Origin of the sequence: Rossellomorea vietnamensis (assembly GCF_008180415.1) — a bacterium.
Lineage (GTDB): Bacteria > Bacillota > Bacilli > Bacillales > Bacillaceae_B > Rossellomorea > Rossellomorea vietnamensis_C.
Genome location: NZ_VTEI01000002.1, coordinates 96821 through 122254 on the forward strand (window position 1 = coordinate 96821; position 25434 = coordinate 122254).

A 25434-nucleotide genomic window follows, 5' to 3' on the forward strand; every position below is an offset into this window, starting at 1 on the left:
CTGTCTAAACAATCTTCCTGTTCCTATGTACGCTTAACTACGTTATATAACGTTTGGATGGAATCTTCGAGTGAGGTGTAATTGTTGACGATTTCATTCACTTTGCCGTTTTGCTCTTCGACACTTGCCAGTACCTCTTCTACTCCGGCAGCGGTTTGCTCTGTTACAGAAGAGACAGCGTTGACCTCTTCGGAAGTTTTCATGGAAGACTCAACCAGGGTCCGGATAAGGTCATCGATGATTTCAGCCTGTTCCATGACTCTTTTTCCGTTTGAGCTGACTTGCTCCAATATATTCTTGATTTCTTTTGTGTTATCCTGACTGGTTTGTACTGCATTTGTTCCTTTTTCAACTTGATTAGCTGCGTTTTCTGTATTGGTTTGTATTTTGTTCAAGATATTCGTAATCTTCTGCGTTGATTCCTGTGAGTCCTCGGCGAGCTTTCGTACCTCATCTGCCACAACCGCAAACCCTTTACCATGCTCTCCAGCACGTGCCGCTTCGATTGCCGCGTTCAAAGCCAGGAGGTTGGTTTGTTCAGAGATGGAATTTATGACGTTTAGAATCTCACTGATTTGGGCGGCGTCCTGTTCCAGCTGACTCATTGTATCCTTTGTCCCATTCATAATTTTGCTCAAGCCTTTCATTTCAGAATCCAGGCTTTCGATTTTTTCATTAGCGGTCCTGGTCACTTCCACAGATGATTCTGTCAATTCCTTCATCTTATTGGAACCATTCGATACGTTATCAGTGCTGTTGGTGCTGTCCATTATAAGTCGGTTTATATCTGCAACGCTTAGAGCTTGATGTTCAATCGAAGCGGCCATTTCATTAAACGTTACTGCTACATCGGAAGATATGCTGCCGGTGACCGTGATATTTTCCTTCAAGCCGTTGCTGAAAGAACGCAAAGAGTCGACTGAATTGCGGACTGTATGGATGATTTCTTCAGCCTGTTCTTTTGCAGCCAGGGCTTCTTCTGCATACTTCCAAGAGTTACGCTGAATATTCGTATTCAGTTTTGCTTGAAACAATAGAAAAGATGTTACGAGTATAAGATACATAATCAATGTCATAAGACCAGCAGGGCCATATTCAGAAAACATAGGTTCGTTGAATTTTATGTAAAAAAGGACTGTCAGACCAATTTGAGCCAGTCCGGTGACGATGATTGGCTTCATCTGCTGATACATGGCTATGACAGCTAAATTATAATAGACCATTAAATAGGATAGAAAGCCAGGATTTGATGACATCATGGAATAGGTAATGATGGTCAATCCAAGCATCAGTATGTACATGACATATTTAACGCCGACTTCTTTCCATGCCATAAATGTGCTGATTCCAGTTGAAATTCCGCCCATCACTGCAATGATCGCAAGGATCTCCCACGCTGAGCCTCTCGTTAAATTAATGACAAGGCTGAGTGCAATAGAAAACCACGTCAATTTTACTAATAGTTTGTTTCTTTGGTTAAGTAATTCATGTTGTTTGTCCAAGTACTTTTTCCTCCAGTTATGTAGTTGATTAGGTTTTACCTGGGTAATTTGAACTATCCACTCTACTATAATAGATGATGTTTTGGAATTTTTCTACTTTTAACTCTTTTAAAAATAGTTGTTTAGAATCGCAAATCAATTAAGTATTCACTTTTAAATAAACCATCCTAAAAATTACTACATACTTACACTAGTAACTTAATGATTATAGGGGAAGTGGAGTACTGTGTACATAAACATTAACAAAATGAAAGACTATTAATTACCTCATTTTATTCTTATAGTTAACAAAGAGCATTGTACTGTAGCTATTTACACTTTTAACACAGCTGGAGGGACCATTTTATGAAAATTGAAACACCAAATATACCTAATGATTTACCTTTGAAGAATTTTAATGATATTTTCTACGAAGAAGATCCTGAATTGGAACTTTGTGAAATACAGGATTCTGTTTTTGAGGATGAAACCCTGCCTAAAGTACGGTTGTATCGGATGACCTTAAAGAATTGCAGGTTTACCAACACTGATTTTTCCTCTATTGACCTGACAGATGTACGCTTTGAGAATTGCGATTTTTCCAACGCCCGGATGAGCGGCGCTTCCATACACAGGACCGTTTTCAAGAATTGCAAATTGCTCGGAGTTGATTTTACAGAGGCCCGCTTTGGAAATGTTGTATTTCAGGATTCTCTGCTTAACTTGGCTTCCTTTGGGAATTCCAAGCTTGAAAAAGTCAACATGCAAGAAAGCACATTGGAGCGTGCAGATTTTTATGATTGCACTTTCAAAAAAGTTGAGTTTCACTCCTGCAGCCTGAACCATGCCAGTTTTGAAAGTACGTCTCTAAAAGGGGTCGACATCAGCACTTCCGCTTTTGACGCCATTTCTGTTTCTATACCTGATTTGAAGGGATGCAAGGTGTCCACAAACCAAGCCATCCAATTCTCCGCCTTATTGGGGATTGTAATAGTTGATTAATGCCTTGCTGTTCACTGCACCAATAGCCGCAATGTAATCGCTGCGGCTTTTTCGCGTAAAATTTTTACCACCTTTCAGCGCTGGCATCATATAGTGTAACGATGAAGAAAGGTGGGTTCTAAATGAGTGAAAATGTGATAAATGAACTGAATCGATTTGCGGCCGAGCTGATTGAAGAATGGAACAAGGCATGCAACCTTGATCAACTTCCGTTAAGTAATGAAACCTCGGAATACAGTGAACAATTAGATGAGTTCATCAAACAATTGGAGCAGCAAAGGAATAATAGCACTTTGCTGGATCAACACACTGCCAATCAATTACAGCTGCAATCTGTCCTATTAGCAGAACAATGGGAATCTATATTAACCTTGACGGAAACAGACAGCCAAAGAAATAATTCCGGCGTACCGATCGGCGGCCATAAACTTCCCCCTATTCCATATCCTTATAAAGCCCTTGAACCTTATATAGATAAAAGAATCATGGAACTTCACCATGACAAGCATCATCAAAGTTATGTCGATGGTCTCAATAAAGCTGAAAATGAAATGGAAAAGGCAAGACGGATGAATGATTTTGCTTTGATCAAACATTGGGAACGGGAAGCAGCCTTCAATGGAGCCGGCCATTATCTGCATACTATCTTCTGGAACATCATGAGTCCTCAAGGCGGCGGTAAGCCGAAAGGAGCTTTACTTGCTGAAATCAATTCTTCGTTTGGAAGCTTCGATCAGTTTAAACGCCATTTTTCAGAAGCGGCTAAAAATGTGGAAGCTTCCGGATGGGCTATTCTCGTCTGGTCTCCTCGCTCGCACCGCCTCGAAATCCTGCAAGCAGAGAAGCACCAGAATTTGAGCCAGTGGGACGTCATTCCTCTCCTGGTTTTGGATGTGTGGGAACATGCCTACTACTTGCAGTATGAAAACAACCGGGGTAAATACGTGGATAATTGGTGGAATGTCGTTAATTGGAACGAGGTTGAAAAGAGATATAATGAAGCGAAAAAGGTTAAATGGAAACCCTTTTAAAATATGAATTTGAAAGATCTTTTGTTTGTAGTAGTTAATGGCTGCTTGGGGCATTTTTTCTGTTAGATGTGGAACTGCAATATCAGTTGAGATGTTTCTAAGCCGTAATATTGGCTTTATTAGCGAGAAACTGGGCCGCATTTCTGATATGCGGGCCTTTTAGATTGATTTTTTAGCTGATGATGACCTGCAGATAGCGGTTAAGGGTCATTGAGATTGATTCTTCCACTAGATATTGGACCGCAAGTGACGTTAACGGCCCATTGAGACTCACTTTTACGCTAGATATTGGGCCACAAGTATAATATTGGGGCAGATATTAAAGGATCCCACAGATAGACTTACCTCACAGCAAAAAACACTGCGAGGGAAAGGGTCCTATTTATGTATAAGTTCTATTTTGCATTCTCGTCCGTTGAAGCTTTCCTGGAACCATTCATAGCAGAAATCCCCATTACACCACAAGCGATTACCCCCATGACCAACACCACAGTCAAAACCCAGTTATCGCCCCAGCTCTAATATGCGCTGTATAAACAAACCCTGGCTATACTAAAACTGGAATACTTTGCTCTATTACTACTTATTTCATACACCTTTTTCGCAATTCATTCTAATCATTCAATGTCTTTATTGAGTTTCTGAGCTGTTCTCTTCTTCTTCCAAACATAAGGAACATCTGTCCAATGAAAAAACAAAGAAATTAAAAATACCATTGAGCTGATTCCTAAGTTCTCACCCCATCTTATTTCATTATGGATGAATAATTGATAAATAATCTGTGTTGTTAAATAGACCGCTGAATAACCGATGCTCTTCTTAACCATCATGTGACTTCCTATCGCTGCAGGAGCACTTATTGATTTCTTTTATACTTTTTGTACCTGCGTTCCGATAAGCTCCAATTGAAGAATCCGAATAATACACCAAATGTAACAGCTCCTGTCAAATAATTACCTGTTTCTAATTCATTGCCTAAGATGAAATTAATCAGGACTTGAATAAGAAAAAATACCGAACCTCCACAGAGCAATCCAAAGAAAATGATATATTTCCATTTGCCCATTGGGCGGAACCTTTCCCAATCTTTAACGATCCTTTCCTTTTTATAAATACCAACACCCCCTAAAACTAAGAAACTTAAACTCTCACACCAAAAGATTCACCTTACAAAGGAAGGTTATTTTATAGCTGCTCAGATGGACTACCTAAAAAAATATACCGTATACGAAAGAATCATAATGACGCCAACAGATACAAACAGCACAAAGCCAACAAACCCAATGATACCGCCCCATCCAGTTAGATAAGCCATGGTAAACAATGCATAAAAGAATCCACTGAGGATCATGGCGAGAGGTACATTAAATGGAAAGACCCTTTTCCAGACGATAGCCAGTATGGCAGAAAAGAAAAGCAGAACAGCCGCTAATGCTGTTTGAGAAGAATCCCAGCGAAACTCTAGACGAGATTGCCCGGCATCAAAAGACTGTGAATCAACCAGTTTTCGCGTTCCATCGAATCCTTCTGATAGTAAAAGAAGGCCAACAAAAAGCAGAGCTCCAAATACAATCCAGTTGATCTTTTGAAACCTTTCTTTATTTCTCATGTAGCTGCCCCCTTTATTAGTTGACGAGAGCCAGGGCATTAAGGTTTCGATTTTATAAATAAAGCCACTAAAAAAATCCTGAACCACATTATGAAGGGAGGTCCAGGCGAATCATAACCAATTAAAATGGGCTTTTCCAATCTTAGTAAAATTACTTACAGCCAATAATGAAATCACTTAGTTTGGCGGAGGCAAATAATCAAGCAAGAAAAACTCATTCTGTTCACACTTAAATGGGTAGTGAGTTTCAGTCAACTCTTTGCTTCCGCAGACTTCCGCTACAATTGTTTGCGCCGGAAGCTGGTTATCCTCGACTTTATGCTTCCCTGCTGTGTCAATTTTGTAACTACTGTCCGATTTCGCATCATAGCTTTCACGTATACCATCTGTTTTAAGATGGTAGTATTCCTTGCCTTCCATTTCGAACATTGATGGTGTTATGATATCGATGTTCGCCAGCACCAGCTCTGCGTCCGTAAATTGCTGATTACTGAGGTAATCATCATCTTCTTTCACCTTATAACGTGATACCTCAAAACTTTCCCTGTCGTCTGAAAGATCGATGCTATAGTTAACCGTCCCTTTGTGGGTATCCTCTGCCAGCCCAAAGCTAAGATACTTATAGGTCCCATCCTCCTGAATGACCATATCAAGACCCCTCAATTCAGTACTGTTTCGATTCATATGAAAATAGTCTTTCAGATGTTCTAATTCATCTGCCAGGCTTCCACTATAAAAATTGGTGTCTTGGATATCGACGTGATGAGTGCGCTGAAAGATCATCGTTTCAATATGAGGAATAAAAATTCCAAGCAATAAAATGTGCACGCCTGCGAACGCTGCAATCTGCTTTGTATCTGCATTGACTTTAGGTTTACGAAAGAACAGCAGAAACACCGCGAAACCTAACGGCAGCTTTACGCCGTCTAAATCCAGCACGAATGCACCGATGCATGTATATCCAGCTAACTTTAAGAGTAAAAATGATTCGGCATCCTTCGATTTAGTGTAGAGTACCAATACAACGATAATGCTGAGAACCAAAATAATTACTTGCGCCGTATCGCTCATTAGTGCCTCCTATTCTTATAATTATTATATTTCATTCGTTTTCTTAGAGGCTGCCATTTAATACAATGTCCTCTTCTTCTAAAAACACCTGAATATTATTCCGCCCATTCCTTTTAGCAGCATAAAGGGCCTGGTCTGCCTTTCCAATAGTTAATTTCAAGTGGTCCAGGGAGAAGGCCTCCGATGCGCCAATGTAGGAAATCCCAAAACTGGATGTGACCTGTACCGGACTGCGATCTACTTTGACCAGACAGGCTGCAATGCTGATTCTTAATCTATTTGCTATAAGAAATGCATCTTCTGGGGTTGTTTCCGGTAAGAGAATGATGAACTCTTCCCCGCCATATCTGCCCAAAAGGTCATCCGCCCTCAGATGTGACTTTGCTTCCCGGGCAACTTGGGAAAGCACCAGGTCTCCCGCTTCATGACCGTAGGTATCGTTAACCTGCTTAAAATGGTCGATATCAAATAAAATCAGCGAGGCACCGCTCACGGACGAATTCAGCAGGGATTCAGCTTTGTCCAGAAAGTATGTACGGTTATATACCTTGGTAAGTCCGTCAAAGCTGGCAAGTTTCTTTAACTTATCCTGCAGAATCACTCTCTCGGAGATGTTCATAAAGGTAATGATGCTTCCGATCACTTCCTTATTTTTGTGAAATACGGGAGAGAAACGGACCTGATAATGCTCCACAGACCCTTCTATGGAACATTCATAGTCACACTCCTTCCCTTTGCAAATCAAAGCAGCCAGTCTTGGATCCTGAAGCACTTTATGAATGGATTTACCGACAGCCAGTGGATTGAACTCAGGAACAACTTTCAGCATGGCTTGATTGTAATCCAGGACAGCTCCCCTTTGATCGAGGACCACCACCCCTTCCCTCATGCTGTCAAATATTTTTTCCCTTGCAATGGGAAGGACATTGAACATTTGATAGGACAACAAAGCTATTCCGTGAAGAATGAATGAAAGGCTCATCGACACAGGTCCCAGATCAATTCCCGTATGGCTGTATTTATTCACATAAAAATAATTGGCGGCAATGGGGACGAATAATCCCAGGACCATCAAGATGATTTGTATCCTGAAACGAAATGGAGCTTTTTTTAACTGAAGCAGCAGCAGGACCATACTGGTGGCCAGACAAAGGAAAAGATACAAAGCATGAACGTAGAAAAGTGGCCCATATGTCAGTTCTACAGTGCTGAACGATGTGTCATCCCTCAGTCGAATAGATGTGTAGTATAAATGATGAAGTTCATTCGTATGATGTGTGAACACTGTAATAATGGGAGGCAGAAACAGCAGATATAGATGGCGCTGCCTGAGTTCTATACCTGCATACCTTACACACATCCATAAAAGGAAACCGGGAATAAACGGCATGACGAGATATTCTGCACCCAGCCAGAACTTCACTTCCTCCAAGGTACTGCTTGTCAGTTCAAATATATAGGCGAATGAGAAAACCGCGGATAAAAAAGCAGCAATCATATACTGCCGGCCGCCTGGAGCGTCTTGAAGTTTATAATAAGAAAACAAGCTTAAACCCAAACTTAAAAAACCTGCCAAACCGATCAGCAGGACATACAACCACAATTCTTCTGCCATTTATTTTCTCCTATACTAGTAAAAGGGATTATTCTTCAATTATATAATGAGAGGAAGGGAATAACTACCTCATTTTATCCGAAGAGGTCATACTTTGCCTGCAGCTTTTGACTACACATGTATGGCTGAGTTGTGATGAAAGTTAGAAGAATGAAAAATCCACCTATATACACTCTTTAATTCAGCACTACGGTTTTGTCATTAATATGACCACTAATTCTCTCTGTGCAGGTACACAGACTTTCAATTAGTTTATTTTGTTATTCTTGCAGCCGTCTTCAAGTCTTGATTGATTTGCTTTTAATTCTCCTAAGATTACTTCAGCACTTCTACTACACCACATACCTCCCTTTTGAGAATTTTGTAATTATCATTACCTGTGGCCTTAATGATTGATCAATTTCCTGCCCCTACCTTATCCTCGATTGACTCAAATGTAACTCCTTCTGTAGTTTGAACGATGAGAGGTTCCTTGATTTCATCAATTCCAATCATGATATAAGGAGTATGATTGTCTTGTTCCCCTTCCTTTATCTCGACCGTGATTTCTGTGTTATTTTTTTCGCTGACCCTTTTCACTTCTATCTCTTTGCCTAGATACTCCTTCCCAAGAGTTAACGTTACTTGTTTAGTTCCTTCTGAGACGGTTGTAACTCTATAATAATTTTCATATTTACGGCCGTCTCCCTCAACATATTTTGTGCTTCCTTCATCAATAATCCGGTAATTCTCATTCGTGATGATGATAATCCCCACAGAAGCGGCAAACACAAGAGGGAGAGAGAATAGCATGATGAGGTCACGTTTCACAAAACGCTGCTTCTCTCCTTTGCCAACCAGGAACCTCAAACTAATCGTACCAATAATAGCCGTAATCAAGAATCCTAACCCAATGAATCCATAAGCCATTCCTGCAAACCCCGGTACATAGGTAAAACCATAGGCAGTAACCAGAACTGCGGCAAAAAAAGTGACCAAGGGCGGGACGAAATACTTTCCATATTTCTTTGAAAGAACGTAAGTGAACACAAATAATAATATACCCCAGAATACACCAAGATAGATTAAAGCAAACATGTGACTTCCTCCCTTTTTAGTTGAATAACCATGATAAGAATATAGGCGTCAAGATAATAACCAAGACATCTGCCCCTACTGATATGAGACTCCATTTTTTATTAAAAAATGTAAAGGTGAAAATGGTTAGAAAAATTGCTGCTGGAAAATAGAACAGAAAGATACCCGCTTCCACATGGTGGATTGTTGTTAAATTTATTGAAATTTCATCTGCGAAATTTTGACTTGAAAGGATTAAGTAAAATAGGATTACGACCCTTACGCCAATCAGTAAAGTTTTGAGACCCGTATTGAATTGAACCAATTTCTTCAATGGCGGAATTTCTACTTCTTCGCTGGCGTGTTCAGTTGAAAAACTCTCGCTGAATTTATTCATTTTGTTGTAATACTGCTGACATGTTCTGCAGTCCTGTATATGATTAATCAGAATCTCTTTTGTTTGGAGATCTACGTCTTCCATGAGCGGAATCAGTTCCTTACATAACTGATGAATTTTTTCCTGGTCACTCACCTAATCACCTTCTCTCGCAATCTGCTTTTTTATTCTGAAAACCTTTGATTTCAAAGTGGCGACCGGGATCTCCATCAGGCCGCTGATTTCTTGATAATTATAGCCGTAGAATTCTTTAGCCAGAATAATAGCTCTATCGGTTGAGGATAAAGAATTCATTATCTCCCCTAATTCATTCTTAAGAATTACTTTGAATTCAGGTGTTTCGTTCTCAATTAATAAAGACTCTATGATGGTTTCATCTTTCATTATGTAGGGCTTCTTCTTTTTATAATGGTCCAGCAGCGTGTTTTTAGCTCCTCTAACAAGCCAGCTTTTCATGTGGCGGACCTCAAACACTGTGGAGGGATTCAAAAGAATTTTCGCAAATAATTCCTGAATGATCTCATCCGCTAATTCTCCATCCCTGGTCAACCCCATTAAAAAGTTGCGCAGGTAAGAATAATGCTTATTGTATACATCCTCAATAACCTTCAATGGTTGATGCCCCGCCATATCAAAAACTCCCMATCACTTTGCCGCTAGTAGTGAGACGCTTCAGGTTGAAAAAAGTTGCAATTTTTTTATTTTTTTTATAGTTCTCCTTTGTTTATAAAATTCAGTCTGTTAAGATTTCATCATCGGATCTATTTTAGGCTACAAACTACCTGCCATTAGAGCATGTCAATGTCATTTTATGTTAGGATAAAATGGGAAAGTTTACTTGCAGTCCTTTTAGTATTTCAGAGACACATAGAGGGGGATTTCATGAAAAACCAGAGGATTATGATTGTATTACTGGGAGTGATATTTTTACTTATCACCGCCTGCGGAAATTCGTCAGAAGAGTCAAATACAGCACAGGATAATGGGGATTCAAATTCAAATAGCAGTTCTGCTCAAAATGAAACGCAAAATCCATCAGACACAAGTACAGATGAAGATTCAGCACAAGATAGTTCATCCAATGACCGCTCCACTGAAGAAAATGAGCAGCAGACTGGAACAGATGAAACCCAAAATGAAGAAAGCGCCAAGAGCACTGAAGAAAATCAAGCTTCTGAAAAAACGAAAAAGGAATACCTGGATAAGCTGAATGCTATGGAAGAAGAAGATAAGCATGCAGAGGCTAAAGATACCATGGTTGAAATGGAAGAACAAGAGCAGGAAAGGTTTGAGAAGTGGGATGATGCGTTAAATGAAATTTACGGAGTTCTTCAAGAGCAGCTGGGCAAAGAAGAGATGGAAAAGTTAAGAGAAGAACAGCGGGATTGGGTTCAACAGCGAGACGAAGAAGCCAAAAAAGCATCACTGAAATATGAAGGCGGAACCACAGAATCACTGGAATACATAGCAACCCAGGCGTCACTGACTAAAGAGAGAGCCTATTTCCTGGTCGCGCACTATATGAAGTAAAACTTTTCAGCACAAACTATATTTTAGCGCTTTAAAGGACGAAGAGGGACTGTCCCTTTTCGTCCTTTAAAGCGTTGAAGGTCCATCCCTTTGGACACTTAATATGCTAAGACTTCTGCTTTTAGTCTTTTTAACACAAGGGTTTCCCGTTTCAGCCAGGAATTTCTTTTAATTTTATGCATCAGTACTTCATTTTGTCTAATTGCTTCATCCAATGTTACCCAAACTGGTGAAAAGTCCAGTTCGGCCTCGTATTCATTCAGCCTTATCGACGTCTTGTCTTCATTTATTAACTTACAAAGATAATAAGTCGAGTTCATGCTAAACAAACAATCGCTTTCAAATTCGTCTGTTTTTCGCTCAAGGATCTTTCCAATGGTTTTAATTACCTCAAGATTGATATATCCGGTTTCCTCCTCTACTTCACGTTTCAATGCTTGCTGGTGATTCTCTTCCCCTTCAATCCCGCCGCCAGGAAATTTGAAATCCCTTTTATTAGATTGAACTAAGAGGATTTTATCGTCCTGTAAGATTACTGCCCTTACAGCCTCCCTGTTATTAATTTTCGTATGAACCTTTTTTAAAAGGGGTACTTCGAGTTTTATAGTGAAAGGTACTGTATCATTCATGCCCTTTGTCTCCTTATACATTTATCGTTGAGCTAAAGAATATGTAATAATCTCCTTCAGTGAGAGCTTGGCTGATATAAATTGAAATGATTTGTTAAAAGGCATCTTACTTAATCATTGATAGAGGTAAAACAGAGGCTCAACGCCCGCCCGGAGTCGCACCCCTGTAGCGGAACTCCAAGTGATTAGAAAAGACACAATCTTTGCGAAAAGACTCTTCAAGAATTAACCCCTCACTTTGAAGCAAAAAAGTTGGCTCCCACTAACTTAGAAAGCAATAAGCCCAAGGGAAAGGTTGCACCCAATCTGAAGATCCATTTCCATTGGACTACTTCCATAGGAAGAAAAAAGAAAGCAGCGTGAACACAAAAAATACAATCACTCCTGCCAGCAGGATGGGGTAGCCTTTCTTGGATTCTTTAACCACTTCAGACTGTAACTGTTCCAGCGTTCATCGTGCACCCTTCAACAAAAATTTCCAGCATATTCCTACATTAACTTTATCATTGAGATTTTTGTATAAATCTTTTTACCATTAACTTTTCAAATTCCACACCCGGCACCGGCCTGCTGTAGATGTATCCCTGGACATGGTCGCAATGGTTTTGGTACAGAAACTCGAGCTGTTCTTCTGATTCTACCCCTTCTGCTACCACATCGAGTCCAAGCCCATGCGCCATTTCTATAAGAGATTTCGTAATGACAGAGTCTTCACTTTTAACAGGAACATTCTTGATGAATGACTGGTCAATTTTAAGTGTATCGAATTTAAAGTGCTGCAATTGTGACAATGCTGAGTAGCCTGTGCCAAAGTCGTCCAGTGATATCTTCACTCCCATTTCTTTCAGAGAAGTCATGGTTTTTTGGACAACCTCAGAATAGTGGATCAAAGAGGTCTCTGTGATCTCGAGTTCGATCCATGTTGGGTCTATATCATACTTAGCTATATTGGATTGAACTGCCTCGACAACATCCTTTTTTAAAAAGTGCTGTGGAGAGATGTTGATGCATACAGGTACAATCGGAAATCCCTTTTCAGACCATTCCTTCTGCTGCCGGCATACATCCTGCAGCACCCATATCCCGATTTCAGTAATAAATCCACTGTCTTCAGCGATTGGAATAAATTCAGCAGGAGAAATATTTCCCCATTCCTCATGCTCCCATCTGAGAAGTGCTTCAGCTCCTATGATCTCTTCGGTTTTCACATTTACTTTCGGCTGAAAATTCACCCGAAACTCATCTTTTCTAACTGCTTTTCGCATATCTCTCTCCAGACAGTACTTTCGATAGGATTCCTGATTCATCTCCCGGGTGTATACTTGGTATGTATTCTTGCCATTTCCTTTGGCATACGATAAAGCAGTATCTGCATTTTTAACAAGAGAGTCGGCATCCTCCCCATCCTTTGGAAAAACACCAATTCCAATACTTGTTGATATAAATAGGTCATAATCACCATAGTGAAAAGGTTCTTCTAAAATGGCAATGATCTGCTGTGCCACATTCACCGGTTCATCCAGCGTTTTTAACCCTGGCAGGCAGATGGCAAATTCATCACCGCTGAGCCTCGCTGTAAATTGATTCTCTGATCGATTCTTCAGCCTCTCCGTCACTTGCTTCAGAAGCTCATCTCCGACGAAGTGTCCCAGACGGTCATTAATGAATTTAAAGCGATCCAAATCCATATACAGGAGTGCGAATGATTCCTCCTTTTCTCGATGAAAGGCGATTTGCTCTTCGATATATTCTTCAAATCTTCTTCTATTCGGCAATTGAGTCAGGTAATCCTGAAAAGCGGCCTTGTGAAGCTTTTCTTCAGATTTTTTCTTATCCGTAATATCCCACATAATACCGTCTAGGCGAATCAAATTCCCTTCAGCGTCACAGGTGGGGATTGCTTTTACGTCGATCCATTTGATATCACCGCAGGAATGAAGGAGACGATATTGTTCAAATATCTCATTCCCTTTTCTGATCTCAGACATGATCAATAAAATTTTTTTCGAGTCTTCATGATAGATGGTTTCATCCCATAGTGATGGTGATTTAATGAGATCTTCCAGTTTATACCCGCAGACAACTTCAAATTCCTCCGAGCAAAATAACACTTTTTTGTTTTGGATATCTATGGACCAGACGATTTCATTCAAATTTTTAAAAATCATTTGCGCATGAGCTTCACTTTGCTCAAGCATAGCTTCTGTTCTTCTGTATTCCGTAATATCATGGACGGTCCCTATCATCCTTGTCACTACTCCATTTTCGTCTACGATCGTATTTCCCTGTTCATGGACGATTCGTTCTCTTCCGTCTCTTCTGATGATTCGATATTCTATACTGAAGGCTGTGCCTGTTTGATAAGCACTCATGCATGTCTCCATGAACTCATTGATGTCATCAGGATGAACCATTGAAAGATAATTTTCTAATGAAGGGGTAATCTTTTCAGGATCCTCCATACCATAAATCCTATATAATTGCTCTGACCAGTGTGCTTCTTGACTTTCCACCTTATACTCCCAATTGCCAACATTTCCGACAACCTGGACAAAATCCAGGTCTTTCTGAGTCCGTGAAAGCTTTTCTTTAAACATTTTAAATTCTGTCGCATCTCTGGCAGTGCCAAAAACACCCAGTATAGTTTCTCCATTCAAGATCGGCGAATGAGTCATTCGCAGGTCCACTCTTTTCCCTGTCCGGCTGACAAATACAATATCATAGCTGACGGTTTCACCTGTAACGGCTAGAGCAAATTTCTGTCTTGCCTCTTCTTGATAATCAGCAGCGACGAACTGATCAAAAGGGCCCGTCACTTCTGCTTTTGAATAACCGGTGTATTTTAAAATAGCATCATTGGACTCCAGGATGTTCCCTTCCAGATCCAAAATGAGGACTACATCCTGATGCTTCTGAAAGAACAAATGATAGATTTCTTGATTTTCCAACGCATTCTCTTGCTTGTTTCTCCCTATATTTAATTCATTATATTTATCTGACACTAACATTAACCCCTTTTGCAGCAGCAAGTATAGTTGTTCTTAGAGGAATAAAAACTGGTATTCTATCTTTATATCGTTTTCATAGTAGGTTTTTTTTACCTATATTCCTTAATATTGTAATATAAATAGAATCAGACTTCATTTCTTCCTCGAAGAAAAGGAAGGAAAATTTTTAGAAAAGAACTGGAGTGACAGAAAATGAAACCTGAATGGATTCCCATGTATGTATCATTTGGAACGATGATTTCACTCTACCTTATTGGGTACCTGGCGAAGATTAAAATACTTACATTCAAACTTTCATTCTCTAATACTGAGATAGCACTGCTGCCGATCGCTGCGGGATTTGCTGCATGTTTGATTAGTCAATGGATTTTGAAAAGGAAGGAAAGAAGGGCATGAAAGCGGTCACGGGGACAATGGGTCAACTAAGTGATACAAATTCAGCCTTATCAGGTTCTTACCTAGGCCTCATTGGATAAACTTTGTTGTGAATCAATTAAATATATATATATATATATATATATATATATATATTGACCGAAACTCTGCCGGTAAACGGAGGATTCAGAGTCAAAAAACCAGTAAATTCTCTCCTTTGAGGCTTTTTTCCAAAATGATTATCCAAACCAATCCACCCTCTTGAATAGAGGGAAAAATCCCCCTTATTTCCTTAAATGAATGGAAAAACAGCTTAAATAGAGGGAGAAATTCCCCTTATTTACGTAAATCACTTGAATGCAGCTGCTATTTCTTCGGTTAAGGGGAAAAACTCCCTCTATTTACTCCAAAACGAGCTTAGAAATTGCCATTAGCGGGAAAATCTCCCCTTATTTTTAAGCCTTGATACTTAAGACAAACGCTTTCCTTGTAAAGCCTAATCCTCCAGGTACACAGGCAAAGCAAGATAGTAAAAAAGAACAATCCATTAGAAAGGGCTTTTCTAATGAATTGTTCTTTTTTACTACTATTTAACTTTATTACTCTGTGCCAGCCCTTCCCCTCAACGAACCGAAAACCAGGCACACTATCTTCATTTAATTTCTTCGCTTCTTACCTAGTGATGTGCAACAACTGGAACCCTATTCTTTAAGCATTCCTTTGCCCACCATCTGAAGCATGATTTCTCTGGGATCGATCAGCAGCTCTTCTGGAGTATCTGATGAGTTCTGTTCTTTTAGAATATTGATCTCATTATTAATTGTTTCCATCTTCAAATCGAGCTCAGCAACAGTATTGGCAGCTTCCTTCAATTGTCTTGTTAAATGCTCCGGAACTTGTTTGTTGTACTTGTAATAAATTTTGTGCTCAAGGCTCGCCCAAAAGTCCATGGCAATCGTGCGAATTTGCATTTCGACATATACATGTTCAATGCGGTCTGACATGAACACCGGAATCTTCATGATGATATGCAAGCTTTGATACCCATTTGGCTTTGGGTGCTGGATGTAATCTTTAACTTCAACGACTTCAATATCCGACTGGGCCTGTATCATTTCGCTGATACGGTAGATATCTGACACGAATGAACAAATAATTCGTATACCTGCTATATCTTTAATACTCTCCTGGATGCTTGTAATAGAAGGTGCAAGTTTCTTTCTTTGCAGCTTTCTGTAAAGGCTATCCGGCGATTTGACACGTGAGTTCACATGCTCAATCGGATTGTAATCATGTATTAAGCGGAACTCTTCTTTCAATATATTCACTTTCGTATTTACTTCATCTAAAGCAAACTTATATACCATGCTAAATCGAGTGATTTCCTTACGTAGTCTATCCAGTGTTTCTTTTTTTATAGTAAGCGTTTCAGTAGAATTCATTACGGCAAGATCCTTTCCATATGTCTGTTTCTCTTCAGTCAATTCGTTACATCACCTAGTCTGTTAAAGGCTAAATGATTCATCCTCCATTTCAAGCGGGTCTTTCTAGGGAGAAATTGGCGGATATCCTCACTGTATCCAGCCTGCAGTCTCTTTTCATCCACAATGATGGGACTCTTAAGCAGTTTTGGATACTTATTAATGTACTCAATCAACTCATGCAAAGATAAGTCTTCTAAGTTAGCATTCATTTCTTGATACGTTTGTGATTTAACTGCCATTATTTCATCTGTTCCGTTTTCTGTTATACGTAAAATTGAATGAAGTTCTCCAATGGTAATAGGGTCTTGGATAATATTCCTCTCCACATAAGGAATCCCGTTCTCTTTCAGCCACTGCTTAGCTTTCCTTGTTGAACTGCAGCTGCGTCCATAAACTGTAACCGTCATCTGCCTCTCCCCTATCATCTAATTTCACTTTGGCGAAAGTGATATTACCTTTGATAAATCCCGTTCTTAATCAGTTCCATTTGAACTCTAAAATGTTTAATGGCCTCTTCATCGGATAGTTTTCTAGATAACTTATCAATTAAATTGTGGAAAGCTATGGCTGCAATGATTTGCAATACAGGGACCAATTCAGTGTCCTTCCGAACGTTCACTAATTCTTTATTCACTAGTTCCAACATCTTTTTGAAATGCTCGTGATCATGAGTGGAATCAATCATATACCTGAAGGAATTCTCCACTTTATGAGTAGCATAGAGCAATGCATTTTTTATAAAATTTTCTTCCTCTTCATCCGGCATCATAATCAGGAAATTATGATGCATATCGATGACAGCTTCGATAATATCACCATTATGTACCTCCAACATCGTTAGAAAGTGCTCTTTTCCTTCTTTCAACTTTTCGTCTAATAAATAGAAATAAAGATCGTCCTTATTCTCAAAGTATTGATAAAAGCTTCCCCTTGGTATACCCGCAGATTTAACTATATTTGCAATGGAAGCCTCATGGAGAGGAACTCTTGCAAATTCATTTTCCGCAGCATCAATCAGCACTTTTCTTTTGTTTTCTGGGAGATTAAAGAATGTTAACTTTGGCAATAGGCTCACTCCACGAATGTGACATAGTGTCACTTTTTGATATCTTCATTTTATATGACACGTTGTCACATGTCAATCTCATGACAATAAATTTGAGTCTCTGGTTCCCTCGGGAATTTCTTAAGAGAGAGATCCTGAGTGACACCTGAAGGCCGAAATTTGAGCTTTGGTGTCTCTCGGGAGTTTCCTGAGTGACACCTGATGGACGAAAATGAGTCTCTGGGGTCCCTCGTGAGGATCCTGAGTGACACCTAAAGGCTCAAAAAGGTGTTTTGGTGTCTCTCGTAAGCATCCTGAGTGACACCTGAAGGCCAAAATTGGAGCTCTGGTGTCCTTCGGGAGGTTCCTGAGTGACACCTGAAGGCTCAAAAAGGTGTTTTGGTGTCTCTCGGGAGAATCCTGAGTGACACCTGAAGGCCAAAATTGGAGCTCTGGTGTCCTTCGGGAGGTTCCTGAGTGACACCTGAAGGCTCAAAATGGTGTTTTAGTGTCTCTCGGGAGAATCCTGAGTGACACCTGAAGGCCAAAATTGGAGCTTTGGTGTCTCTCGTGAGCATCCTGAGTGACACCTGAAGGCCAAAATTGGAGCTCTGGTGTCCTTCTGGAGGTTCCTGAGTGACACCTGAAGGCTCAAAATGGTGTTTTGGTGTCTCTCGGGAGAATCCTGAGTAACACCTGAAGCCCAAAATTGGAGCTCTGGTGTCCTTCGGGAGTTTCCTGAGTGACACCTGAAGGCTCAAAAAGAAGTTCTTGTGTCTCTCGTGAGCATCCTGAGTGACACTTATCGGCCAAGTCCCGATACTTTTGATTTTTTCATTATCCCGCTAGTATAGCTTCCTCAAAAAAAGACCCGCCAATTGACGGGCCCTAACCAAACTAGTTACCTAACTGGGCGTTTTTCTTCCTCCGAATAACTAAAAATGAGACAATTCCCATTCCAATCATGATGATCAAAAAGGTTATGCCTACTATTGGCGCTACCGTAAAGCCCCTATGTAACTGAACACTGTACAAGAAGGCTATAACAGCTAAACTTATGTACCCATTTCTTTTGTTTTTGATATAAATGGAAGAAAAAATAGCCATAACCAACGATACTTGAATTAAATGTGAGGCAGTCATCATCAAGTACATTCCGATACTAATATCCATATTCCTCCCTCCCATCATCATCTCTGTTTTTCCAGAGTTGGCAGATCGGCAACTGAGCTTCAGTCGCTTTCTTTACCCCCAGGAAATGTCAGTAACATCCTTCAACTTTCTGTGTTTGGCAGCTCCTCAGATGCCTATGATTCCGTCAAATACCCTCTAAGGGTATATCCGAAGAATCCTTCACTATGAGGATCTTTTCTGTATACCCTTCATACGGATGAGAAAAGTAATAAGTTTCAAGATCTCTCTAAAAGGTTTTTTGTTTAATACCCCTTTTTGAGTACTTTTTCCTATTATCACGGGAGCTTTGGGTCACTAGAAGATTTCTTGAGATTCTCTTTTTTTGATTCTTGGATATCTGAGAAATGCCTGGTGACCTCTTTTCATAAAAATAGTGTGCTTGCAGGCTCTCAATTTAAGAAAGCACCCTAAGCACCGCATACTCCTGTCCTAACAGTCATATAGATTCTAAGAATAAGAGGTGATGCAGATGAAAGTCAGCCAAAGAATAGGGTGCAGTTTGTTTTTCATCTATTTTATTATCGTAATCATTGTCAGTTTTATCGGCATTGACGTCCATAATCTAAGAATCGTTTCTTTAGAGAGTGGAAAGAGTAACTTTATTCCTTTTGATAGTCTTAGAATGTATATTTCAGAAAAAGAACGCTTCAACCTTGATACCTGGTTTTATAGTACGTTCGGCCCTTTGCTCTTATTTCTGCCAATGGGGTTGCTTCTTCCTATTGTTTTTAAGAATATGCAGACGTTAAAATCTGTTGTGTTATTTTCTTTTGCGCTAAGTATCCTTATTGAAGTGCTGCAATATGTGACCCGGCTGGGAGTTATGGATATAGATGATACTATATTGAATATTAGCGGAGCAATGACGGGATACCTTTTTTACAATATTCTTTTCAAAAGGCTGTTTTCGTAAATATTGTTGCTTTCGGGAAAACCTAAGAACCGGATCCCCCCCCCACGGATACTAAGGTTTTTCCTTTCAGACGGAGGGAGTAGCTCTTTTCTTTCTTGCTTACCAGGATATTCCCTATTAAATGGAGGGGGTTTCACAAAATTCATTTTAAATAGAAACAAAGGTTACGAAAAGAGCCTTTCAAAAAAGCTGCCAACTAAAAAACCCGTCACTCTGACGGGTTTTTTCGATACATTTAATGAATATCCCTCTTCTTAAACCTGCCGCCCCGGACTTCATTGATATCCGCAACCGCCAGGAATGCGGTCGGGTCCATCTCTTCTACAATCGATTTGAGCTTGGCTTCTTCCAGGCGGGTCACGATACAGAAAATCACCTTTTTATCGTCTCCGGAATAACCGCCTTCGCCTTTCAGATAGGTAACTCCGCGGCCCAGCCGTGCCAGTATGGCATCTCCAATTTCTCTGTCCTTGTCACTGATGATCCAGGCTGATTTTGACTCATCAAATCCATCAATGACAATGTCGATGGTCTTGAAGGCAATCACATAAGCAAGCACAGAATACATGGCTCGGTCCCAGCCGAGGACGAATCCTCCCCAGGCAAAGATGAATACGTTAAACAGCATGATGAATTCCCCAACGGAAAAGGGAAACCTTTTATTCAAAAGAATCGCTAGGATTTCGCTCCCATCCAGGGCTCCTCCATACCGGATGACAAGCCCTACTCCCGCTCCAAGAACAATTCCGCCGAACACAGTAGCAAGCAGCATATCCGAAGTAAATGCCGCGACAGTATGCAGGTAATTCGTTGCCAGAGATAAAATTGAAATCCCAAACACCGTGGAAACTGCAAATGTCTTTCCAATTTGTTTATAGCCTAAAAAGAAAAATGGGATGTTCAACAGGAAAATGAATACACCCAGCCTTATGCCTGTCAGGTTGTATAAGATGATGGAAATACCGACAATTCCTCCATCCATGATCATGTTGGGCACGAGGAATACCTCGATTCCCAATGCCATCATAATGGCACCCAGCAAGACGAAAAACGCCCGCTTAAAAATCTTCTTTGTACTCATTTTTTGATGTTGCTGCAGTTCGGATTTTATCTGCTCCTTTATCGCCTCATCATTCAATCCGTTCTCCCCCCATCTTTTAATCTTCTACATTCAGCATTTTCTTTAAATCCCTCTTGCTGCTTCTCGATACAAGGATATATAGGATGTCTCCTTTTTCAATGATTGTTTCCCCGTAAGGTGTAACTAATTCACTTCCGCGTATGATGGCGTTAATCAGGACGTCCTTTGGAAAAACAATCTCAATTAGACTTTTACCAAGAATAGGGGTTTCTTCATTGACTTCGACTTCCATGATTTCAGCATTGGCCCTGCCGATCGAAACCAATTCAAGAGAATGGACTGGATCTACTTTTTTCGGACCGGTTAAGCCAAGTTTTTCAGCAAAAATGGATATGGTCGAGCCTTGAATCAACGCCGAGGTTAGAACAACGAAGAATACGACATTGAAAATCATTGGAGAGTTGTCAATTCCGGCAATCAATGGAAAAGTGGCCAGTACAATCGGGACTGCTCCCCTTAACCCTGCCCAGGACAGGAAAACCTTATCTTTTATATCGAAATTCGATTTGACTAAAGACAGAAATACGGCTGCCGGCCTGGCTAACAAGATTAAGATTGCAGACAGCAGCACTCCTTTCAAGGCAACATCCCACGTAAAGAGCTGAGATGGAAACACCAATAATCCAAGGATAACGAACATAAGTATTTGCATCATCCAGGCAAAGCCTTCGTTGAACTTGAATATAGAGTGCTTATACGTTAGTTCCGAGTTGCCAATCAGCATGGCTGCTACATATACGGCTAAAAGGCCGCTGGCGTTGAACAAATCGGTGATACTGTAAGCCAGCAGTGCAAAGGCCATGGCATATACAGGATACAGCCCGCTCGAATCAAGGTTGATTCTATTAATTGAGCGGGTCGCCAATTTTCCGAAGAGGATTCCTAAAGCCAACCCCAGCCCCATCTGCCAGAAAAACGAACCGATAATTAAAGGATACGAGGGGTTTTTCACCGTCAATAATTCAATGAATGATATCGTTAAAAAAACGGCCATCGGGTCATTGGTTCCGGATTCAACCTCCAGTGTGGACCCCAGCTCCCCTTTAACATTTTGCCCTTTGAGCACGGCAAAAACGGCAGCCGCATCTGTCGAACCGACAATGGCACCAAAGAGGAATCCTTCAAGCCAGGAAACTCCTAATATAAGCTTCGCTGCCACTGCGACGACTGAAGTCGTGATGAGTACACCAAGAGTAGCAAGTGATAAGGCAGGCTTGGCGACAGATTTAACGGTGGATATCTTTGTCTGCAGGCCCCCTTCAAACAAGATCATTACCAAAGCGAGAATACCAATGAGCTGTGTCAATTTAGCGTTGTCAAAGTATATAAGGCCCAACCCGTCACTTCCTGCCAGCATGCCTACCAGGATAAAGAGGACAAGTGCCGGAACACCGAGTCTTGTAGAAAATTTTGTTGTGATGACACCTGTTACCAATAACAGAGCTGTCATCAAAATAAAGTAGTCTGAACTGATTATAGAATTTTCCATGAATACTTACTGCACCTCGCTGGCTTAAAGATTAACGTCAACCTTGATTGGTTCTTCGGTATGAATGTCAATCCCGATATATTTCAAGGTTTCTGAAGGAGTAGAATGATTGAATATCTTTTGGAGGATGGACAGAGCTATGCCTTTTCTATAAGCGTGATAACCGAATGTTTTTCTGAGGGTGTGGGTGCCGATCTTCCCTTCCACCCCTGCCTCCTGAGCAGCCTTGTTAATGATCCGGTAAGCCTGCTGGCGGGTAATCGGGAATTCATTTTTTTTAGATTTAAACAAAAAATCTTCCCTTCTCAAGGAGGTTTGGGTCAGGTAATCAAACAAGGCCGATCTAACGACATAGTTTAAATAATATGAATTCCCATTTTCACAAGGGGTGAAAAACTCTCTCGCATTTTCTTGATCCCAGACCTCCTTTACCCTTAACTGGAGTAGATCGCTGATTCTCATGCCAGTATTCACACCCAAAACGAAAAATAGATAGTCCCTTTTAGATTGCTCATACAGAATCTTTTTCATCTTATATATATCATCAATCTTCCTGATCGGCTCTACAAATTCCATTGAAGACCTCCGTAATGTTACTTAATATAGATTATACGGGATTTATGTAACATCATAAAACAAATATGCTTGGAATTGTCAGAATAGAACATCGATACAGCGAGTAGCTTGACCGCTTCTAAAAGCACGAATGCTTACTTCAGAAAACTCCCTGGTTTCTTTCACCTAAGAAAAGAGCAGAATCAGCTCTGTTACCATAAAAAGTAATTCAACTTACCTGGTTCTATCCTATCATTTTTAGAATTTTATAAAAACATAGTTTATTCAACGTATAAACAAACTGTATAATACCGTTAACAGGAATGCGCTTACATTAACAGCTTATGGTTTCACTCATTCTCCTGTTTTACTAATTGATGAGGAGGTTATGTTGTTTAATAAATTTTCACCACTGACTAATAAAATATATTTTTAAAAGGAGATTTTGTATGTTCAAAAAAATTCGCCCACCCTTATCACTGGAGTAGCTTTGACTTTACTGATGCCCGCCGCGTTGCCTGCATCTGCCGGCACATTAAAAGAATCCTCTATAAGTGCTATCTCGGCTCCTTCCATTGCTGAAAGGTATGAGAACTCTTTTAATGTTGGCGCAGCAGTAGAACCCACTCAGCTGAATCAAATCGATGCAGAAGTATTGAAACAGCATTTCAACAGCATTGTGGCTGAAAATGTAATGAAGCCGATCAATATCCAGCCCGAAGAAGGAAAATTTAATTTTACTGAAGCTGACAAAATCGTAGCGTTCGCAAAAGAAAATGACATGGAGCTGCGATTCCATACCCTTGTATGGCAAAGTCAGGTTCCTGATTGGTTCTTCCTGGATAAGCAAGGAAAGAAAATGGTAGAAGAGACTGATCTCAAACAGCGCAAGAAAAACAAAAAGCTGCTCTTAAAACGTTTGGAGACACATATAAAAACCATCGTCAAACGATATAAGCATGATATTAAGTCCTGGGATGTCGTGAATGAAGCAATCGATGATTCTCCACAAAATGAGAGAGGATTGAGAGAATCAGCTTGGTATCAGATCACTGGAGATGAGTTTATAAAGGTTGCATTTGAGACAGCCGATCGATTCGCAGCTAAGGACGCAAAACTATATATCAATGACTACAATACAGAAGTCACTCCAAAAAGGGATCATTTATATAACCTAGTAAAAGACCTTTTAGAACAGGGTGTACCGATAGATGGAGTTGGCCATCAATCTCACATCCAATTAGGCTGGCCTTCCCTTCAAGAAACCGAGGAGTCTATTAATATGTTTGCCGATCTGGGCCTTGACAACCAGATAACTGAACTGGATGTCAGTCTTTATGGCTGGCCGCCAAGACCTGCCTATCCTACTTATAATGACATTCCAGAAGAAGTTTTTATGACGCAAGCTGAACGTTACGACGCCCTTTTTGAACTATATGAAAGACTCGGAGACAAAATCAGTAACGTGACGTTCTGGGGAGTGGCCGACAACCATACTTGGCTGGATGACCGGGCAAAAGAGTATAATGATGGTATAGGAAAAGATGCTCCATTTGTATTTGATCCGGATTATAATGTGAAGCCGGCGTATTGGTCGATTATGGATTAATTAAAAAGCGCAAGGGCCTAGATCAGCCCCGACAGGCCAATGAGAAAAAAGGCGGTCTTCCCTTTTATTCTGTTAGGGTAAGGCTCGCTATTCTATACTAATTTCGAAAAATAACCCTATTACGGAGATGAATTCTGGTAACACCGAAAAGAAAAGAGCTGCTACTCCCGTTTAGAGTCAAAACTCTTAGTATCCGGGGAAAAATCCGGCTCTTGGGATTTTTCCGAAAGCAACAATATCTACGAAAACAGCCTAGGGTAAAAAGACCTCAACTCACTTTCTACGGAGAGCTGAGTAGAGGTCTTTTATAGATAAGGCTTTTATCGTTTGGTTGAGCTTGTCCTCAGCAAAAAACTCGGATGAGTATATTTTTTATATCCGCTAATAATTCTCTGCTCAATTCTGCTTCTTATCCATGAGCTGACGTTTAATAGTCCTGATTTGCCCCCGATGATTGATTTCATCTTCCATGACATGAAACCAAAGGTAGTAGTTATTATAAGGAACCCCATTTCCCCATTTGTTTTCTTCCGCCAGCCAATCATCATTGAGCTTCTGCAGCTGAGAAAGTGTACTCTTCCTTACTTCAGATAATTGATTTATGTAGTATTCTATTGGCTGCTTTTGAATTGTTTTTCTGGCTTGCTCCCCAAGTTCCAGTGCTGTCCGCCATTTGTTTAGTTCAACATCATTAAGGTCCCGCCCATGGAATGAAATGATTCCATGAACAAATTCTATAGAAGCAATATGATGCAGCAGCGCACCTATTGAGTTGGAGCTTTCATCCACTCGGAAGTCCAGGTCCCACTGTTTTAATTCTTTTATTTCCTCCAGCGTGACAGCCCTTGTATGCTCAAGCATACATACAAGCTCGCCCATTTTTTCTGTAAAGCCGCCATTGCTCCGAATTCGGTAATCAATCATTTCCTCAACCTCCTTATTAGTCCATTTCTAAGAATAGCAGGATATTTCTGAATTAATAGACTAATATTTTTCTAATCTGAATGGTATACTAATAATAGATACAGTTATTGCTCCTTTTTTGAAAAAGGCAGCAGTACTCTCCACCCGCTTCCCTCAAATAATGTCTTCAGCATCCATAAATGATCGCTGCCAATCAGCAGAAGAATTCGTTCATCGCCTTCCGATGCTGGCACCTCGGAAATATTCTTATAAATCTTGTATTCCCTTTCCATCCAT

The 25434-nt window shown here is 40.3% G+C and carries 26 protein-coding genes; 6 read left to right on the top strand and 20 right to left on the bottom strand.

Features of this window, described 5'->3' with window-relative positions; genetic code table 11:
- Nucleotides 1-23: 23 nt before the first annotated feature.
- Nucleotides 24-1502: a methyl-accepting chemotaxis protein gene (locus FZC78_RS03050; RefSeq protein ID WP_148938209.1), complete on the bottom strand. Its 1479-nt coding sequence runs from the start codon at nucleotides 1500-1502 to the stop codon at nucleotides 24-26.
- A 345-nt stretch (nucleotides 1503-1847) separates the two neighbouring features.
- Here FZC78_RS03050 and FZC78_RS03055 point away from each other — a divergent pair, with 345 nt between their 5' ends.
- Nucleotides 1848-2483 carry a pentapeptide repeat-containing protein gene (locus FZC78_RS03055; RefSeq protein WP_148938210.1) on the top strand — a complete coding sequence of 212 codons (636 nt, stop codon included), beginning with the start codon at nucleotides 1848-1850 and terminating at the stop codon, nucleotides 2481-2483.
- A gap of 122 nt (nucleotides 2484-2605) precedes the next feature.
- Nucleotides 2606-3514, top strand: coding sequence for a superoxide dismutase (locus tag FZC78_RS03060; RefSeq protein ID WP_148938211.1), 909 nt, complete (start codon nucleotides 2606-2608; stop codon nucleotides 3512-3514).
- Between the two features lie 617 nt (nucleotides 3515-4131).
- Here FZC78_RS03060 and FZC78_RS03065 read toward each other — a convergent pair.
- From FZC78_RS03065 to FZC78_RS03095, 7 genes are all read right to left on the bottom strand, one after another.
- Nucleotides 4132-4344 carry a hypothetical protein gene (locus FZC78_RS03065; protein WP_148938212.1) on the bottom strand — a complete coding sequence of 71 codons (213 nt, stop codon included), beginning with the start codon at nucleotides 4342-4344 and terminating at the stop codon, nucleotides 4132-4134.
- 374 nt (nucleotides 4345-4718) lie between these two features.
- Nucleotides 4719-5123 (bottom strand): hypothetical protein, encoded by a 405-nt coding sequence (locus FZC78_RS03070; RefSeq protein ID WP_148938213.1) that lies wholly within the window; start codon nucleotides 5121-5123, stop codon nucleotides 4719-4721.
- Between the two features lie 177 nt (nucleotides 5124-5300).
- Entirely contained in the window at nucleotides 5301-6194 is an 894-nt protein-coding gene (locus tag FZC78_RS03075) for a hypothetical protein (RefSeq protein WP_148938214.1), read from the bottom strand.
- A gap of 43 nt (nucleotides 6195-6237) precedes the next feature.
- Nucleotides 6238-7809 carry a histidine kinase N-terminal 7TM domain-containing diguanylate cyclase gene (locus tag FZC78_RS03080; protein ID WP_148938215.1) on the bottom strand — a complete coding sequence of 524 codons (1572 nt, stop codon included), beginning with the start codon at nucleotides 7807-7809 and terminating at the stop codon, nucleotides 6238-6240.
- A gap of 396 nt (nucleotides 7810-8205) precedes the next feature.
- Complete coding sequence (locus FZC78_RS03085; protein WP_148938216.1) at nucleotides 8206-8886, bottom strand: hypothetical protein; 681 nt, start codon at nucleotides 8884-8886, stop codon at nucleotides 8206-8208.
- Nucleotides 8887-8902: 16 nt separating this feature from the next.
- Nucleotides 8903-9397, bottom strand: coding sequence for a hypothetical protein (locus FZC78_RS03090; protein WP_148938217.1), 495 nt, complete (start codon nucleotides 9395-9397; stop codon nucleotides 8903-8905).
- Nucleotides 9398-9892, bottom strand: a complete 495-nt coding sequence (locus tag FZC78_RS03095) for an RNA polymerase sigma factor (RefSeq protein WP_148938218.1) — start codon at nucleotides 9890-9892, stop codon at nucleotides 9398-9400.
- A gap of 252 nt (nucleotides 9893-10144) precedes the next feature.
- Between FZC78_RS03095 and FZC78_RS03100 the strand changes: the two genes are divergently transcribed.
- Nucleotides 10145-10792, top strand: coding sequence for a lysozyme inhibitor LprI family protein (locus FZC78_RS03100; RefSeq protein WP_148938219.1), 648 nt, complete (start codon nucleotides 10145-10147; stop codon nucleotides 10790-10792).
- A gap of 98 nt (nucleotides 10793-10890) precedes the next feature.
- On the opposite strand, the gene FZC78_RS03105 is transcribed toward FZC78_RS03100, so the two are convergent.
- From FZC78_RS03105 to FZC78_RS03110, 3 genes are all read right to left on the bottom strand, one after another.
- The gene (locus FZC78_RS03105) at nucleotides 10891-11421 is read right to left on the bottom strand and encodes an NUDIX domain-containing protein (protein ID WP_148938220.1); all 531 of its coding nucleotides are present in this window, start codon (nucleotides 11419-11421) and stop codon (nucleotides 10891-10893) included.
- Between the two features lie 328 nt (nucleotides 11422-11749).
- Entirely contained in the window at nucleotides 11750-11869 is a 120-nt protein-coding gene (locus FZC78_RS24815) for a DUF7010 family protein (RefSeq protein WP_435874027.1), read from the bottom strand.
- Nucleotides 11870-11924: 55 nt separating this feature from the next.
- Nucleotides 11925-14423: a sensor domain-containing protein gene (locus tag FZC78_RS03110; RefSeq protein WP_187444779.1), complete on the bottom strand. Its 2499-nt coding sequence runs from the start codon at nucleotides 14421-14423 to the stop codon at nucleotides 11925-11927.
- A gap of 198 nt (nucleotides 14424-14621) precedes the next feature.
- On the opposite strand from FZC78_RS03110, the gene FZC78_RS03115 reads away from it, so the two are divergent.
- On the top strand, nucleotides 14622-14825 hold the full coding sequence (locus tag FZC78_RS03115; protein WP_148938222.1) for an ATPase: 204 nt from the start codon (nucleotides 14622-14624) through the stop codon (nucleotides 14823-14825).
- 680 nt (nucleotides 14826-15505) lie between these two features.
- Here FZC78_RS03115 and FZC78_RS03120 read toward each other — a convergent pair.
- From FZC78_RS03120 to FZC78_RS03135, 4 genes are all read right to left on the bottom strand, one after another.
- The gene (locus tag FZC78_RS03120) at nucleotides 15506-16246 is read right to left on the bottom strand and encodes a GTP pyrophosphokinase (protein WP_148938774.1); all 741 of its coding nucleotides are present in this window, start codon (nucleotides 16244-16246) and stop codon (nucleotides 15506-15508) included.
- A 38-nt stretch (nucleotides 16247-16284) separates the two neighbouring features.
- Nucleotides 16285-16695: a transcriptional regulator Spx gene (spx, locus tag FZC78_RS03125; protein WP_148938223.1), complete on the bottom strand. Its 411-nt coding sequence runs from the start codon at nucleotides 16693-16695 to the stop codon at nucleotides 16285-16287.
- A gap of 44 nt (nucleotides 16696-16739) precedes the next feature.
- Entirely contained in the window at nucleotides 16740-17354 is a 615-nt protein-coding gene (locus FZC78_RS03130; protein WP_148938224.1) for a TetR/AcrR family transcriptional regulator, read from the bottom strand.
- A gap of 876 nt (nucleotides 17355-18230) precedes the next feature.
- Nucleotides 18231-18506: a hypothetical protein gene (locus tag FZC78_RS03135; protein WP_148938225.1), complete on the bottom strand. Its 276-nt coding sequence runs from the start codon at nucleotides 18504-18506 to the stop codon at nucleotides 18231-18233.
- 490 nt (nucleotides 18507-18996) lie between these two features.
- On the opposite strand from FZC78_RS03135, the gene FZC78_RS03140 reads away from it, so the two are divergent.
- Nucleotides 18997-19440 (top strand): VanZ family protein, encoded by a 444-nt coding sequence (locus tag FZC78_RS03140; RefSeq protein ID WP_187444780.1) that lies wholly within the window; start codon nucleotides 18997-18999, stop codon nucleotides 19438-19440.
- 235 nt (nucleotides 19441-19675) lie between these two features.
- Here the strand turns inward: FZC78_RS03140 and FZC78_RS03145 are convergent, their stop codons facing one another.
- The 3 genes from FZC78_RS03145 to FZC78_RS03155 all read right to left on the bottom strand — a co-directional run bounded on the left by FZC78_RS03145 (nucleotide 19676) and on the right by FZC78_RS03155 (nucleotide 22646).
- On the bottom strand, nucleotides 19676-20521 hold the full coding sequence (locus FZC78_RS03145) for a YitT family protein (RefSeq protein ID WP_187444819.1): 846 nt from the start codon (nucleotides 20519-20521) through the stop codon (nucleotides 19676-19678).
- A 76-nt stretch (nucleotides 20522-20597) separates the two neighbouring features.
- Nucleotides 20598-22070, bottom strand: a complete 1473-nt coding sequence (locus FZC78_RS03150; RefSeq protein WP_148938227.1) for a potassium/proton antiporter — start codon at nucleotides 22068-22070, stop codon at nucleotides 20598-20600.
- Between the two features lie 24 nt (nucleotides 22071-22094).
- A complete protein-coding gene (locus FZC78_RS03155) occupies nucleotides 22095-22646 on the bottom strand; it encodes a tyrosine-type recombinase/integrase (RefSeq protein ID WP_148938228.1) in 552 nt (183 codons plus the stop codon).
- Nucleotides 22647-23127: 481 nt separating this feature from the next.
- Here FZC78_RS03155 and FZC78_RS03160 point away from each other — a divergent pair, with 481 nt between their 5' ends.
- Entirely contained in the window at nucleotides 23128-24234 is a 1107-nt protein-coding gene (locus FZC78_RS03160; protein ID WP_148938776.1) for an endo-1,4-beta-xylanase, read from the top strand.
- A 396-nt stretch (nucleotides 24235-24630) separates the two neighbouring features.
- On the opposite strand, the gene FZC78_RS03165 is transcribed toward FZC78_RS03160, so the two are convergent.
- Together FZC78_RS03165 and FZC78_RS24685 are read right to left on the bottom strand one after the other, a co-directional pair.
- Nucleotides 24631-25158 (bottom strand): DinB family protein, encoded by a 528-nt coding sequence (locus tag FZC78_RS03165; RefSeq protein ID WP_148938229.1) that lies wholly within the window; start codon nucleotides 25156-25158, stop codon nucleotides 24631-24633.
- 104 nt (nucleotides 25159-25262) lie between these two features.
- Nucleotides 25263-25430 carry a DUF5694 domain-containing protein gene (locus FZC78_RS24685; RefSeq protein WP_353733558.1) on the bottom strand — a complete coding sequence of 56 codons (168 nt, stop codon included), beginning with the start codon at nucleotides 25428-25430 and terminating at the stop codon, nucleotides 25263-25265.
- Nucleotides 25431-25434: the final 4 nt, after the last annotated feature.